Below are 13,893 nucleotides of genomic sequence, written 5' to 3'. Positions count from 1 at the left end.
GCTTCCGGCGCGACTCCCGGTACCAGCGGCGGCTGCGGGCACGGTTGCAGTCCCGGCAGTAGAACGACAGGCCATCGGCCTGCGTCTTGTTCCGGCCGAACGACTCCGGAGGCAATCCGCGCCCGCAGTCCGGGCAGTCCTTCACGGCCAGCGCGCTCAGTGATCAGTTGATCACTGACCGCCCTTCTGTACGTACGATTTCACGAACTCCTCGGCGTTGGCCTCGAGCACGCCGTCGATCTCGTCGAGGATGTCGTCGACGTCCTCACCGAGCTTCTCGCGGCGCTCGGTGCCCTCCGCGTCGACCGAGGCCTCGACCTCCTCGGTCTCCTCGCGCGATCGCGTGGCCTTCTGCTGCCCGCCGGTGTCCCTGGTGGCCATCGTGTCCTCCGCACTCGAGTGTGTGGTGCCCTGCTGCGCAAGCTACCCCGGGGGTACGACAGCCGCGGTCAGGCTTCCCAGCCGCCGAGGTGGCCGTGCAGGGAGTCGGCGAGGGCGTGCAGGCCGTCGATGCGGGCGTCGAACGCGGGCGACATGGGCGGCTCGGTCACCCGCACGGTGACCTGCCAGGCCACCTCCCCCACCCAGCGGCCCTCCTCGGCCGGCACCGGCCCGACGACCTCGTCACCGGCGCGGCGGGCGGCCCCGGCGGCGAACGCGTCGGCCTGCTCCCGGCTGGCGAAGCCGACGAGGTGGCGGGTCTCCCCTGAGGCCTCCGGCGGGGTGCCCCCGCTGCGCAGGCGGGCCGCGAGGTCGTCGAGGGCGAGCAGGACGTCCGCCGGCGTGGCCCCGGCCTCCAGCAGGCCCGCGGTGACCAGGTGGCGGCCCAGCGAGGACGTCAGCTGCGGCGGCAGGTCGCCGGACAGCAGGTGCACCTGCAGCGCGGAGAGCACCCGCACCACGGCCGCGATGTCCGCGGGCCGCACCGACCGGGCCGCGGGACGGCGCGGACGCCGGGGCGCGGCGGGCTCGGGCGCGGCGGGCTCGGGCGCGGCAGGCTCTGCAGGCACGGTCACGCCCCGGTGATGGTGTCGACCAGCTCCTGGGCGCTGCCCACCCGGCCGAACAGCTCGCCGACGTGGTCGCGGGTACCCCGCAGCGGCTCCATCGTGGGGATCCGCACCAGGGTCTCCCGGCCCAGGTCGAACACCACCGAGTCCCAGGACGCCGCCGCCACCTGGGCGGGGTAGCGCCGGAGGCACTCGCCGCGGAAGTAGGCCCGGGTGTCCTCGGGCGGGGCCGCCATCGCCGCGGTGACCTCGTCCTCGGTGACCAGCCGCTGCATGGCGCCGCGGGCGACGAGCCGCTGGTAGAGCCCCTTGTCCGGGCGGATGTCGGAGTACTGCAGGTCGACCAGGGCCAGCCTGGCATCGCCCCAGCTGAGCCCGTCGCGCTGCCGGTACCCGTTGAGCAGGCGCAGCTTGGCCGGCCAGTCGAGCCGGTCGGCGCACCGCATCGGGTCGATCGCCAGGTCCTCGAGCACCTCGCCCCACCGGGCCAGCACGTCGAGGGTCTGCGGGTCGGTGTCGCCGGTGCGCTCGACGAAGGCCCGCGCCCGGGCGAGGTACTCCTGCTGGATCTGCAGCGCGGTCATCCGGCGGCCGTCCTTGAGCCGGACGGCGTGCGTGAGCGTCGGGTCGTGGCTGACCGACTGCAGCTCGGTGACCGGTTCCTCGATCGACAGGTCCGGGCCCAGCGCCCGCGCCTCGATCATCGCGAGCACCAGCGCCGTCGTCCCCACCTTCAGGTAGGTGGAGAGCTCGGCCAGGTTCGCGTCGCCGATGATCACGTGCAGCCGGCGGTACTCGTCGGGGTTGGCGTGCGGCTCGTCGCGGGTGTTGATGATCGGCCGCTTCAGCGTGGTCTCCAGGCCCACCTCGACCTCGAAGAAGTCGGCCCGCTGGGACAGCTGGAAGCCCTGGGTGCGGCCGTCGGTGCCGATGCCGACCCGGCCGGCCCCGGCGAACACCTGCCGGGTCACGAAGAACGGGATGAGGCCCTTGATGATGTCCAGGAACGGGGTGCGCCGGTCCATCAGGTAGTTCTCGTGCGCGCCGTAGGACTGGCCCTTGCCGTCGGTGTTGTTCTTGTACAGCTGGATCGGCACGGTGCCGGGCACCCGGGCGGCCCGCAGCGACGCCTCGGCCATCACCCGCTCCCCCGCCTTGTCCCACAGCACGATGTCCCGCGGGCTGGTCACCTCGGGCGTCGAGTACTCCGGGTGCGCGTGGTCGACGTAGAGCCGGGCGCCGTTGGTGAGCACGACGTTGGCCATGCCCGGGTCCTCGTCGGGGTCGTCGTGGTCCAGTGCGCGGGCCGGCGACAGGTCGAACCCGCGCGCGTCCCGCAGCGGGTTCTCCTCCTCGAAGTCCCAGCGGGGCCGACGACGCGGCGCCGCGTCGGCCGGGGCCCAGGCGTTGACCACCTGGCTGGACAGCGTCGTCGGGTTGGCCCCCGGCTGCCCCGGCACCGAGATGCCGTACTCGACCTCGGTGCCCATGACCCGCCGCACGCTCATGGAGCCACCCTATGAGTCCGTGAACGAGCCCGTCGTGCTGCCGCCGCCCGCGGCGACGAGCACGCAGGTGGGGTACGGGAAGGACGCCCAGTCGGCGGGGTCGTCGGTGGTGATGTCGAGGGCGACCTCGGGGGGCAGCGGCCCGTCGAGGTGGTCGACGGCGTCGGGCCGGCACTGCTCGGCGATCACCGCCCGGGCGGCCTGGTCGGCCGGGAACGGGGTGCCCTCGGGGACGTCGGGGTAGCCACTGATGCGCTCGGCCCAGTGCGGCTCGGAGCAGGGGACGACGTCGTTGTCGACCGGGTCGCCGACCAGGCAAGCGCGGTAGGCCGCGGTGTCGCCGGACTCCATCACGCCGGCCATCCGCCCCGGTGCCGGCTCGGGGCTGCTGTACCCGTAGGTGACGTCGCAGGCCACCCACCGGGCACCGCGGGCCCACTGCTCCGGGGTCGGGAGGACCTGCGTGTAATCGGCGTAGAGCAGGTCGCCGGGGCCGGCCCGCAGGTAGTCGTCCACGGTGTCGTAGCTGCAGACCTCGTCGTAGGCGTCGCCCAGGTACCCCTCGTCCAGGTCGTCCTGCGTGGGGTAGGCGGCGTCGACCGCCAGCCCCGTGTCGACCACCGCGGCCGTCTCGGCGGTGTGCCGGTCGCCGCAGTCGACGACGTCGGGCACGTCCAGCGGCTCGTAGGCCGACTCGACGTCGTGGCACGTGCCGACCGCCGGGGCCTCGAGCATCGGGTCGTCGCCCGGTGTCGGGGCGGTCACCGGGGCCGGGCTGGCCACGCCGTCGACGGTCGACGTGCACCCGGCCAGCAGGAGGGCGGCGCCGACCGCCAGCACCGCCCTCCGCACGGACTACAGGTACTGGCCGGTGTTCGTGGCCGTGTCGATCGCGCGCCCGGACTCGTTGCCCTTGCCGCTGATGAGCGTGCGGATGTAGACGATCCGCTCGCCCTTCTTGCCCGAGATGCGCGCCCAGTCGTCGGGGTTGGTCGTGTTCGGGAGGTCCTCGTTCTCCTTGAACTCGTCCACGCACGCCGCCATCAGGTGGCCCACCCGCAGCCCGTCGACGCCGGTCTCCAGGCGGTCCTTGATGGCCATCTTCTTCGCCCGGTCGACGATGTTCTGCAGCATGGCGCCGGAGTTGAAGTCCTTGAAGTACAGGACCTCCTTGTCGCCGTTGGCGTAGGTCACCTCGAGGAAGCGGTTCTCCTCGCTCTCGGTGTACATGCGCTCGACGGTCGACTGGATCATCCCGGCGATGGTGGCCTCGCGGCTGCCGCCGTGCTCGGCCAGGTCGTCGGAGTGGATGGGCAGCGTCGTCGTCAGGTACTTGGTGAAGATGTCCCGCGCGGCCTCGGCGTCCGGCCGCTCGATCTTGATCTTCACGTCGAGCCGGCCGGGCCGCAGGATCGCCGGGTCGATCATGTCCTCGCGGTTGGAGGCGCCGATGACGATGACGTTCTCCAGGCCCTCGACGCCGTCGATCTCGCTGAGCAGCTGGGGCACGATCGTGGACTCCACGTCCGAGCTCACCCCGGTGCCGCGGGTGCGGAAGATCGAGTCCATCTCGTCGAAGAACACGATGACCGGCGCGCCCTCGCTGGCCTTCTCCCGCGCCCGCTGGAAGACCAGCCGGATGTGCCGCTCGGTCTCGCCGACGTACTTGTTCAGCAACTCGGGGCCCTTGATGTTGAGGAAGTACGACCGCGCGCGGGTCGCCTCCTCGGCGCCGTGGGCCACCGCGATCTGCTTGGCGAGGGAGTTGGCCACCGCCTTGGCGATGAGCGTCTTGCCGCACCCGGGCGGGCCGTACAGCAGGATGCCCTTCGGCGGGCGCAGCTCGTAGGTCTTGAACAGGTCCTTGTGCAGGAACGGCATCTCGACGGCGTCGCGGATCTGCTCGATCTGCCGGGACAGCCCACCGATGTCGCCGTAGTCGATGTCGGGGACCTCCTCGAGGATCAGCTCCTCGACCTCGCTCTTGGGGATCCGCTCGTAGACGAACCCCGAGCGGGACTCCAGCAGCAGCGAGTCGCCGGCCCGCAGCTTCTGCCCGGTGAGGGAGTCGGCGAGCTGGACCACCCGCTCCTCGTCGGTGTGCCCGACCACCAGGGCGCGGCGGGACTGGCCCTCGACCGGCTCCAGCAGCTCCTTGAGCATGACCACGTCGCCGGAGCGCTCGAAGCCGCGCGCCTCGACCACGTTCATGGCCTCGTTGAGCATCAGCTCCTGGCCGTACTGCAGGCCCTCGACGTCGACCGCCGGGGACACCGACACCCGCAGCTTGCGGCCCCCGGTGAACACGTCGACCGTGCCGTCGTCGAAGCGGCCCAGGAAGACGCCGTAGCCCGACGGCGGCTGCCCGAGCCGCTCGATCTCCTCCTTGAGCTGCACCAGCTGGTCGCGGGCGCCGCGCAGGGTCTCGCTGAGCTTGTCGTTGCGCTCGGCAAGGAACGCCGCCCGGCCCTCGGCCTCGGCCACGCGCTCCTCGAGCGCACGCACCTGCCGGGGGCTGTCGGACACCTTGCGGCGCAGGAGACCGATCTCCTCCTCGAGGTAGCTGATCTGGCTCACCAGCGAGGCGACGTCTCGATCACGTCGCGCCCGGAACTCATCAGGCCCGAGAGAACCCATCACGCACCTCCGCACACGTCAGGGGCTGCCGAGCCGTCACTGTATCCACGCCGTACGACAGAACGCCCGCGCCGCAGGTCTGCTCCGTGACGGGCGCGCAACGGCTCGTCCCACCCGCCCGGCGGGTCTCAGAAGCGGCGTACCTTGCGCGCGCGCAGCGGGGCGACGGCCCCCTCGGCCAGCCGCCGGCAGGTGACCAGGAAGGCCGTGTGCGCCACCATCCGGTGCTCCGGGCGGACGGCCAGGCCCTCGGCGTGCCAGGGCCGGTTCATCGACTCCCAGGCGTAGGGCTCGGTCCAGCACGCCTGTGCCCGCAGCGCCTCGACGTAGCTGGACAGCTGGGTGGTGGTGGCCACGTAGCCGATCAGCACCCCGCCCGGGCGCAGCGCGGCCGCGACCGTGGGCAGCACCGCCCACGGCTCGAGCATGTCCAGCACCACGCGGTCGACGGTCTCCGTCGCCGGGTGCTGGTCCAGGTCGCCCAGCCGCAGCGACCAGTTCGCCGGGACCTCCTTGAGGAACGTCTCCACGTTGCCGCGGGCGACGTCGAGGAAGTCCTCCCGGCGCTCGTAGCTGGTCAGGTGGCCACTGCTGCCCACCGCGCGCAGCAGGGAGCACGACAGCGCCCCCGACCCGGCCCCGGCCTCGAGCACCCGCATGCCGGGACCGATGTCGCCGAAGCCGACGATCTGGGCGGCGTCCTTGGGGTAGATCACCTGCGCCCCGCGAGGCATGGACAGCACGAAGTCGGCCAGCAGCGGCCGGAACGCAAGGTAGCCGGTGTTGTTGGTCGAGTGCACCACCGAGCCCTCGGGTGCCCCGATGAGGTGGTCGTGCTCGATGGCGCCCTTGTGCGTGTGGAACTGCTTGCCCGGCGTCAGGACGACGGTGTGCATGTTGCCCTTGGGGTCGGTCAGCTGCACCCGGTCGCCGACCTCGAAGGCACCGTCGACGGGCTCCCGCACGGGGGTGTCGGCGGCGGCGGGGAGGACGGCGGGCTGGTCGGGCTGGGGTTCCACGTCCGACGAGACTACGGAGCGGGTCGGTGCGCCCGTTCTGTCGTACCCGGCACCTACCGTGGCCGCCATGACGACGACGGAGCTGGCGATGGACGTCACCGACCTCGCGGCCGACCCGGCCGACCAGCGGACGACGGCGGCCGACACCACCCCGCGCCGCCCGTCCCTGTCCCCGTCGCGCGCAGCCGACTTCAAGACCTGCCCGCTGCTCTACCGGTTCCGCACCATCGACCGGCTGCCCGAGCGCAAGTCCCGCGCGGCTGTCCGCGGCACCCTGGTGCACGCGGTCCTGGAGCGCCTGTACGACCTGCCCCCGGCCGAGCGCACGGTCGCCGCGGCCCGCGAGCTGGTGGAGCCGGCCTGGGCGGAGCTGCGCGAGGAGGCCGGCGTCGCCGAGCTGTTCGAGCCGGCCGAGGGCGAGCCGGTGGCGGAGAGCCTGGAGAGCTGGCTGGCCTCGGCCGGCACCCTCGTCGAGACCTACTTCCGGCTCGAGGACCCCACCCGCATCCAGCCGCACGGCCGCGAGGAGCTGGTCGAGGTCACCCTGCCCGACGGCCTGCTGCTGCGCGGCTACGTCGACCGCCTCGACGTCGCGCGCAACGGCGCGCTGCGGGTGGTCGACTACAAGACCGGCGGCATGCCGCGCGAGGCCTTCGAGGCCAAGGCGCTGTTCCAGATGAAGTTCTACGCGCTGGTGCTGTGGCGCACCCGCGGCGTGGTGGCGGCCCAGCTGAAGCTGATCTACCTCAAGGACGGCGACGTCCTGACCTACGCCCCCGACGAGGCCGAGCTGCTGCGCTTCGAGCGCACGCTGCAGGCCATCTGGGCCGCGATCGGCAAGGCGGTGGAGACCGGTGACTTCCGGCCCAACCGCAGCCGGCTGTGCAGCTGGTGCGACCACCAGGCCTTCTGCCCGTCCTTCGGCGGCACTCCCCCGCCGTTCCCGGCCGAGGCCGCGGCGGCCGCCGGCTGGCGCACCACCCTGCCGGTCGAGGTGGTCGGCTGACGGGGCGGGCGGGACCGGGCAGCGGCGGGGTCGAGCGGCGGCGGGGTCGAGCGGCGGCGGGGTCGGACGCGCAGGGTTCAGACGACGGCGGGGTGCGGCAACGCCTCGAGGTGCTCGACGCCGACGCCCACCAGGGTGTCGCCGACGGTGAGCCCGGGCGTGCTCGGCAGCACCTGGCCGTGCGGCACGACCAGGACGCGGCAGCCCGCGGCCAGCCCGGCCTGGCTGCCGGTGTGCGAATCCTCCACGACCACGCAGACACCGGCCCCGAGCCCCAGGGCGTCGAGCGCCTGCAGGTAGGGCGCCGGGTCGGGCTTGAGCGCGGGCACCTCGTCGCCGCAGACCGTGATCTCGAACGGCTCGGTGCCGAGATCGGCGCGCAGGTGCCCCAGGACCAGCTCGACCAGCGGCCGGTAGGTGGTGGTGACCAGGGCGGTCCGCACCCCGGACGCGAGGCAGGCGGTGAGCAGCTCCCGGGCGCCGGGCTGCCAGGTCACCGACCTGGCCATCAGGGCGGTGACGCGGGCGATCACCCACGCCGCGTCCTCCTGCGCCTGGGCCGGCGTGCGCGTCACCCCGACGTCCCGGCGCACGATCGCCATCGCGCCGTCCAGGTCGACCCCGGCCGTCGAGGCGAGCGCGGCGGCCGACACCGCGCCGCCCCAGCCGGCGGCCAGCTCGGCCAGCGCCTCGTCCCAGTACTGCTCGGTCGCCAGCAGGGTGCCGTCCATGTCGAAGAGCACGGCCTGCAGGGTCGTCGGGGCCACGGGGGTCCTTCCGGTCACTCGTCCTCGGTCCGGTAGCCCAGGTTGGGCGCCAGCCACTTCTCCGCCTCGGCCACCGTCCAGCCCTTGCGGGCGGCGTAGTCGGCGACCTGGTCGCGGCCCAGCCGGCCGAGCACGAAGTACTGCGACTGCGGGTGGGAGAAGTACAGCCCGCTGACCGACGCGCCGGGCCACATCGCCATCGACTCGGTCAGCTTCACCCCGATGGCGTCCTCGACGTCGAGGAGGCGCCAGATGGTCTGCTTCTCGGTGTGCTCGGGGCACGCCGGGTAGCCGGGGGCTGGCCGGATGCCACGGTACTTCTCCGCGAGCAACGCCTCGCCGTCCAGGTCCTCGTCGGGGGCGTAGCCCCACAGGTCGGTGCGCACCCGCTCGTGCAGCCGCTCGGCGAAGGCCTCGGCGAGCCGGTCGGCCAGTGCCTCCAGCATGATCGCCGAGTAGTCGTCCAGGGCGGCCTTGAACTCGGCGACCTTCTCCTGCGACCCCAGGCCCGCGGTGACGGCGAACGCGCCGACGTGGTCGCGCAGGCCGGTGGAGGCGGGGGCGACGAAGTCGGCCAGCGACTTGCGCGGCGACCCGTCCCGGCCCTCGCCCTGCTGGCGCAGGTGGTGGAAGGTGGCGGCAACCTCGGTGCGGGCGTCGTCGGCGTAGACGGTGATGTCCTCGACGCCGTCGACCCGGGCGGCCGGGAACAGCCCGACCACGCCCGCGGCGCGCAGCCACTTCTCCTCGACGACGCGGTCGAGCATCGCGTTGGCGTCCTCGTAGAGCCGCCGCGCGGCCTCGCCGGTGGCGGGGTTGTTGAGGATGTCGGGGAAGCGGCCGCGCATCTCCCACGCGTTGAAGAACGGCTGCCAGTCGATGTAGTCGCGCAGCTCGGCCAGCGGGTAGTCGGTGAACACCTTCGTGGTCTGCGTGACGTGGCCGCCGCGGTGGTCGCACACCGGCCCGGTGCACGCCTCGGGCGACTGGCGGGCCAGCAGGTGCGGCCGCGGCGGGCGGTAATCGGACCAGTCGATCTCCGGGGCGGCTGCCCGCGCGGCGGCCAGCGGCAGCAGCGCCCGGGTGTCCTCCCGCGCGGCGTGCCGCTCGCGCAGCGCGTCGTAGTCGGCCTCGGTGCTCTCCAGCAGCTTGGGCCGCTGCTCGTCCGACAGCAGCGCGGCCACCACCGGGACCGACCGCGAGGCGTCCTTCACCCAGATCACCGGGCCGTGGTAGCGCTGGTCCACCTTGACCGCGGTGTGCGCGCGGGAGGTGGTGGCGCCCCCGAGCATCAGCGGGATGTCGAAGCCCTGCCGCTCCATCTCGGCAGCGAACCCGACCATCTCGTCCAGTGACGGGGTGATCAACCCGGACAGGCCGATGACGTCGGCGCCGTGCTCCTTGGCGGCGTCCAGGATCTTCTGCGCCGGGACCATCACGCCGAGGTCGACGACGTCGTAGTTGTTGCACTGCAGGACGACGCCGACGATGTTCTTGCCGATGTCGTGGACGTCGCCCTTCACCGTCGCCATGACCACGGTGCCGTTGCTGCGGCCGGCGTCCCCCGGCTGCTTCTCCGCCTCGATGTGCGGCACGAGGTGCGCCACGGCCTTCTTCATCACCCGGGCGCTCTTCACCACCTGCGGCAGGAACATCTTGCCGGCGCCGAACAGGTCGCCGACGACGTTCATGCCGTCCATCAGCGGGCCCTCGATGACCTCGATCGGCCGGCCGCCGCGGGCGGCGATCTCCAGCCGCAGCTCCTCGGTGTCGCTCTCGGCGAACTCGTCGATGCCCTTGACCAGCGCGTGGGTGATCCGCTCCCCCACCGGCAGCGACCGCCACTCCTCGGTCGCCACCTCCCGCGCCTTGCCGTCGCCGGCGTGGTCACCGGCGATCTCCAGCAGGCGCTCGGTGGCGTCCGGCCGGCGGGCCAGGACGACGTCCTCGATGCGGTCGCGCAGCTCCGCGGGCACCTCGTCGTAGACCTCGAGGGCCCCGGCGTTGACGATGCCCATGTCCATGCCGGCGCGGATGGCGTGGAAGAGGAAGACCGCGTGGATGGCCTCGCGGACGGTGTTGTTGCCGCGGAAGCTGAACGACACGTTGGACACCCCGCCGGACACCAGGGCACCGGGCAGGTTCTGCTTGATCCAGGCGGTGGCCTCGATGAAGTCCAGGCCGTAGCGGGCGTGCTCCTCGATGCCGGTGGCCACGGCGAACACGTTCGGGTCGAAGATGATGTCCTCGGCCGGGAAGCCGACCTGGTCGACCAGCACGTCAAAGGCGCGCCGGCAGATCCGCTGCCGCCGCTCAAGGGTGTCGGCCTGGCCCTGCTCGTCGAAGGCCATGACCACGACCGCCGCGCCGTGCTTGCGGCACAGCCGGGCCTGCCGGACGAACTCCTCCTCGCCGTTCTTCAGCGAGATGGAGTTGACGACGGCCTTGCCCTGGATGCACTTCAGGCCGGCCTCGATGACCTCCCACTTGGAGGAGTCGACCATCGTGGGCACCCGGCTGATGTCGGGCTCGGCGGCGATCAGCTTGACGAAGCGGTCCATCGCCGCGACGCCGTCGATCATGCCCTCGTCCATGTTGACGTCGATGACCTGCGCGCCGGCCTCGACCTGCTGGCGGGCCACCGCCAGGGCGGCCGGGTAGTCGCCGGCCTTGATCAGGTTCCGGAAGCGGGCCGAGCCGGTGATGTTGGTCCGCTCGCCGACGTTGACGAACAGCGACTCCGGGACGACGACCAGCGGCTCCAGGCCCGACAGCCGCAGCGCCGGCACCACCTCCGGCGGGGTGCGCGGCGCCAAGCCCTCGACCGCGCCCGCGATGGCCGCGATGTGCGCGGGGGTCGTGCCGCAGCAGCCGCCGACGAGGTTCACGAACCCGGCCTCGGCGAACTCCTGCAGCACCGCGGCGGTCTCGTCCGGGGCCTCGTCGTACTCGCCGAACGCGTTGGGCAGCCCGGCGTTGGGGTAGCAGGACACGAAGGTGTCGGCGACGCGGGAGAGCTCGGCGATGTAGGGCCGCATCTCGGCGGCACCCAGCGCGCAGTTGAGCCCGACCAGCAGCGGCCGGACGTGCCGCACCGAGTTCCAGAACGCCTCGGTGACCTGGCCCGAGAGGGTGCGCCCGGACGCGTCCGTGATGGTCCCGGAGATCATCACCGGCCACCGGCGGCCCCGGTCCTCGAACAGCGACTCCAGCGCGAAGATCGCCGCCTTCGCGTTGAGCGTGTCGAAGATCGTCTCCACCAGCAGGACGTCGGACCCGCCGTCCACCAGGCCCTCGGCCTGCTCCCGGTAGGCCTCGACCAGCTCGTCGAAGGTGACGTTGCGGGCGCCGGGGTCGTTGACGTCGGGGCTGATGGACGCCGTCCGGCTGGTGGGCCCGATGGCGCCCACGACGAACCGGGGCCGGTCCGGGGTGGCGACGGCGTCGGCGGCCTCGCGGGCGAGGCGGGCACTGGCGACGTTGAGCTCGTAGGCCAGGGCGGACATGCCGTAGTCGGCCAGCGAGATGGCCGTGGCGTTGAAGGTGTTGGTCTCCAGCAGGTCCGCGCCGGCGGCCAGGTACTCGTCGTGGATGGCCCGGATGATCTGCGGCTGGGTGATCGAGAGCAGGTCGTTGTTGCCCTGCACCTCGGTGGGCCAGTCGGCGAACCGCTCGCCCCGGTAGCCGGCCTCATCGGGCCGGTCGCGCTGGATGGCGGTGCCCATCGCGCCGTCGAGGACCAGGATCCGCTGCGCCAGCAGGGCACGCAGCTGGTCGGTGGCGTCGGGACGGACGGCAGCGGGGATGTCGGGCACGGGATCCTCACGGGCGGTGTCAACGGGAGCTGCTCGCGCGGGGGCGAGCCAGCAGCGTTGCGGGGCTCCGCGGTGCGACCGGTCGCCGACCATGGTCGCACGTCCGGCCGGTCGGGCGGCGGAGCAGCGCGGGCGACGTAGGCTCGGAGGGGTGATCGACCCCATGTCCGGCTCCGACCTGCCCCGCCTCATCGATCCCGTCGTCGTGGTGGCCTTCGAGGGCTGGAACGACGCCGGGGACGCCGCCACCGGCGCGCTGGAGCACCTGGAGCTCATCTGGGACGCCGAGCCGCTGGCCGCGCTGGACCCCGAGGACTACTACGACTTCCAGGTCAACCGCCCCACCGTCAGCCTCGTCGACGGCGTCAGCCGCCGCATCGAGTGGCCCACCACCCGCATCTCGGTGGCCCGCCGGCCCGCCGGCAGCGACCGCGACGTCGTCCTGGTCCGCGGCATCGAGCCCAACATGCGCTGGCGCGGGTTCTGCGCCGAGCTGATCGGCATCCTCACCGAGCTCGACGCCACCACCGTGGTCGCGCTGGGCGCGCTGCTGGCCGACACCCCGCACACCCGGCCGACCCCGGTCACCGGGTCCGCCTACGACGCCGAGTCCGCCCGCACCTGGGGCCTGGAGACCTCGAAGTACTCCGGGCCGACCGGGATCCTGGGCGTGTTCCAGGACGCGTGCGTGCAGGCGGGGCTGCCGGCGGTGAGCTTCTGGGCCGCCGTCCCGCACTACGTCTCCCAGCCGCCCTCGCCGCAGGCGACCGTCGCGCTGCTGCACCGGGTGGAGGAGGTCCTTGAGGTCACCGTCCCGATGGACGGGCTGACCGAGCAGGCCGCGCAGTGGGTCAAGACCGTCGACGAGATGGCCGCCGACGACGACGAGGTCGTGGAGTACGTGCGCGCGCTCGAGGAGAAGGCCACCGAGACCGACCTGGCCGACGCCGACGGCGACCAGATCGCCCGCGAGTTCGAGCGCTACCTCAAGCGCCGCGACCGCGGATAGTGCGCTCCGGCCCGTTGATCATGGGGTCGTCGCCGTGCGACGCGCCGGCGCCGACGTGCCCGGTGGCCACGACCCCATGATCACGGCCGCGGAGGACCGCTAGGGCAACAGCGGGCGCATGAGGGCGGTGGCGTCCTGGCCGAAGAGGCGGTCGTGGGTGGTGAGGGCGTAGCGGTCGGTCATGCCGGTGACGTGGTCGACGACCTGGGTCATCGTGTCGGCCTCGGTGTCCCGGTAGCTGTCGGGGATCTGCTCGGGGTGGGCCAGGTAGTGCTCCACCAGCCGCCGGATCACGTCGACCGCCACGTGCTTCTGCCCGGCGGCGACCTCCGAGCCGTACACCCGCTCGAACATGAACGCCCGCAGCTCGTGCATGGCCTCCAGCGGCTCCGGGGCCATCACGACGCGGCCGCCGTCGGCCAGGCTGCCGGCCACCACGGCGTCGATCATGGCGCCGACCATCTGGCTGCCCGGCTCGCCGAACACCTCCCGCGCCCGCGCCGGCAGGTCACCGGGAGCCAGCACCCCCGCCCGGACGGCGTCGAGCGCGTCGTGGGACAGGTAGCCGATCCGGTCGGCGTAGCGCACGCACTCGGCCTCGCGGGTGGTCGGCGGCGGGTCGATCTTCCAGCTGTGCGCCCGCACCCCGTCCCGGACCTCCCACGTCAGGTTGAGGTCCTCCAGGCGCTCCACGATCCGCACGCCCTGCGCGGCGTGGTGCCAGCCGCCGGGGACATAGGGGTCCAGCGCCTCCTCGCCGATGTGCCCGAACGGCGAGTGCCCGACGTCGTGGCCCAGCGCGATGGCCTCGGCGAGCGTCTCGTTGAGCCCGAGCGCCGCAGCCAGCGACCGGGCCACCTGGGTGACCTGCAGGGTGTGGGTCAGCCGGGTGACGAAGTGGTCGCCGTCGGGGTGCAGGAAGACCTGCGTCTTGTGCTTGAGCCGGCGGAAGGCCTTGGCGTGCAGGATGCGGTCGCGATCGCGCTCGTACGCCGTCCGCAGCGGGTCCTCCGGTTCCGGCCGGACCCGGCCCCGCCCGGCGGTGGACCGGGCGGCCCCGGGCGCGAGCTGCTGCTCGGCCCGCTCGCGGGCGGCCCGGTCGGTGAGCCGGAACGTGGCCAC

11 protein-coding genes are annotated in these 13,893 nt (G+C 72.8%); 2 read left to right on the top strand and 9 right to left on the bottom strand.

The window, feature by feature from the left end; all coding sequences use genetic code 11:
* Nucleotides 1-171 precede the first annotated feature (171 nt).
* From BLT39_RS19950 to BLT39_RS19925, 6 genes are all read right to left on the bottom strand, one after another.
* The gene (locus BLT39_RS19950) at nt 172-381 is read right to left on the bottom strand and encodes a ubiquitin-like protein Pup (protein ID WP_091068284.1); all 210 of its coding nucleotides are present in this window, start codon (nt 379-381) and stop codon (nt 172-174) included.
* A 68-nt stretch (nt 382-449) separates the two neighbouring features.
* A complete protein-coding gene (locus BLT39_RS19945) occupies nt 450-1,016 on the bottom strand; it encodes a ribonuclease E inhibitor RraB (RefSeq protein ID WP_091068280.1) in 567 nt (188 codons plus the stop codon).
* Entirely contained in the window at nt 1,013-2,518 is a 1,506-nt protein-coding gene (gene dop / locus BLT39_RS19940; protein WP_091068275.1) for a depupylase/deamidase Dop, read from the bottom strand. The genes BLT39_RS19945 and dop overlap by 4 nt, the downstream gene beginning before the upstream one ends.
* A 9-nt stretch (nt 2,519-2,527) precedes the next feature.
* Nucleotides 2,528-3,370 (bottom strand): septum formation family protein, encoded by an 843-nt coding sequence (locus BLT39_RS19935; RefSeq protein ID WP_131801526.1) that lies wholly within the window; start codon nt 3,368-3,370, stop codon nt 2,528-2,530.
* 3 nt (nt 3,371-3,373) lie between these two features.
* A complete protein-coding gene (gene arc / locus BLT39_RS19930; RefSeq protein ID WP_242658571.1) occupies nt 3,374-5,095 on the bottom strand; it encodes a proteasome ATPase in 1,722 nt (573 codons plus the stop codon).
* Between the two features lie 188 nt (nt 5,096-5,283).
* Complete coding sequence (locus BLT39_RS19925) at nt 5,284-6,174, bottom strand: tRNA (adenine-N1)-methyltransferase (RefSeq protein ID WP_278247021.1); 891 nt, start codon at nt 6,172-6,174, stop codon at nt 5,284-5,286.
* A 67-nt stretch (nt 6,175-6,241) separates the two neighbouring features.
* Here BLT39_RS19925 and BLT39_RS19920 point away from each other — a divergent pair, with 67 nt between their 5' ends.
* Complete coding sequence (locus BLT39_RS19920; RefSeq protein WP_165640346.1) at nt 6,242-7,180, top strand: RecB family exonuclease; 939 nt, start codon at nt 6,242-6,244, stop codon at nt 7,178-7,180.
* Nucleotides 7,181-7,257: 77 nt separating this feature from the next.
* On the opposite strand, the gene BLT39_RS19915 is transcribed toward BLT39_RS19920, so the two are convergent.
* Both BLT39_RS19915 and metH read right to left on the bottom strand, forming a co-directional pair.
* Complete coding sequence (locus BLT39_RS19915) at nt 7,258-7,947, bottom strand: HAD family hydrolase (protein WP_242658570.1); 690 nt, start codon at nt 7,945-7,947, stop codon at nt 7,258-7,260.
* Nucleotides 7,948-7,961: 14 nt separating this feature from the next.
* Nucleotides 7,962-11,762 carry a methionine synthase gene (metH, locus tag BLT39_RS19910; protein ID WP_242658569.1) on the bottom strand — a complete coding sequence of 1,267 codons (3,801 nt, stop codon included), beginning with the start codon at nt 11,760-11,762 and terminating at the stop codon, nt 7,962-7,964.
* A gap of 151 nt (nt 11,763-11,913) precedes the next feature.
* Between metH and BLT39_RS19905 the strand changes: the two genes are divergently transcribed.
* The gene (locus BLT39_RS19905; protein ID WP_278247020.1) at nt 11,914-12,771 is read left to right on the top strand and encodes a PAC2 family protein; all 858 of its coding nucleotides are present in this window, start codon (nt 11,914-11,916) and stop codon (nt 12,769-12,771) included.
* Nucleotides 12,772-12,870: 99 nt separating this feature from the next.
* On the opposite strand, the gene BLT39_RS19900 is transcribed toward BLT39_RS19905, so the two are convergent.
* On the bottom strand, nt 12,871-13,893 hold the full coding sequence (locus tag BLT39_RS19900; protein WP_091068257.1) for an HD domain-containing protein: 1,023 nt from the start codon (nt 13,891-13,893) through the stop codon (nt 12,871-12,873).

This window comes from Klenkia brasiliensis (assembly GCF_900100695.1).
GTDB classification, from domain to species: domain Bacteria; phylum Actinomycetota; class Actinomycetes; order Mycobacteriales; family Geodermatophilaceae; genus Klenkia; species Klenkia brasiliensis.
The sequence above is the reverse complement of the archived record's forward strand: the minus strand, read 5'-3'. Positions and strand labels throughout refer to the sequence as shown.

What these genes read in the sequence shown, in the direction of transcription:
- BLT39_RS19920 (WP_165640346.1), top strand. Translation starts at nt 6,242, where the DNA reads ATGACGACGACGGAGCTGGCGATGGACGTCACCGACCTCGCGGCCGAC.
- BLT39_RS19950 (WP_091068284.1), bottom strand. Translation starts at nt 381, where the DNA reads ATGGCCACCAGGGACACCGGCGGGCAGCAGAAGGCCACGCGATCGCGC.
- dop (WP_091068275.1), bottom strand. Translation starts at nt 2,518, where the DNA reads ATGAGCGTGCGGCGGGTCATGGGCACCGAGGTCGAGTACGGCATCTCG.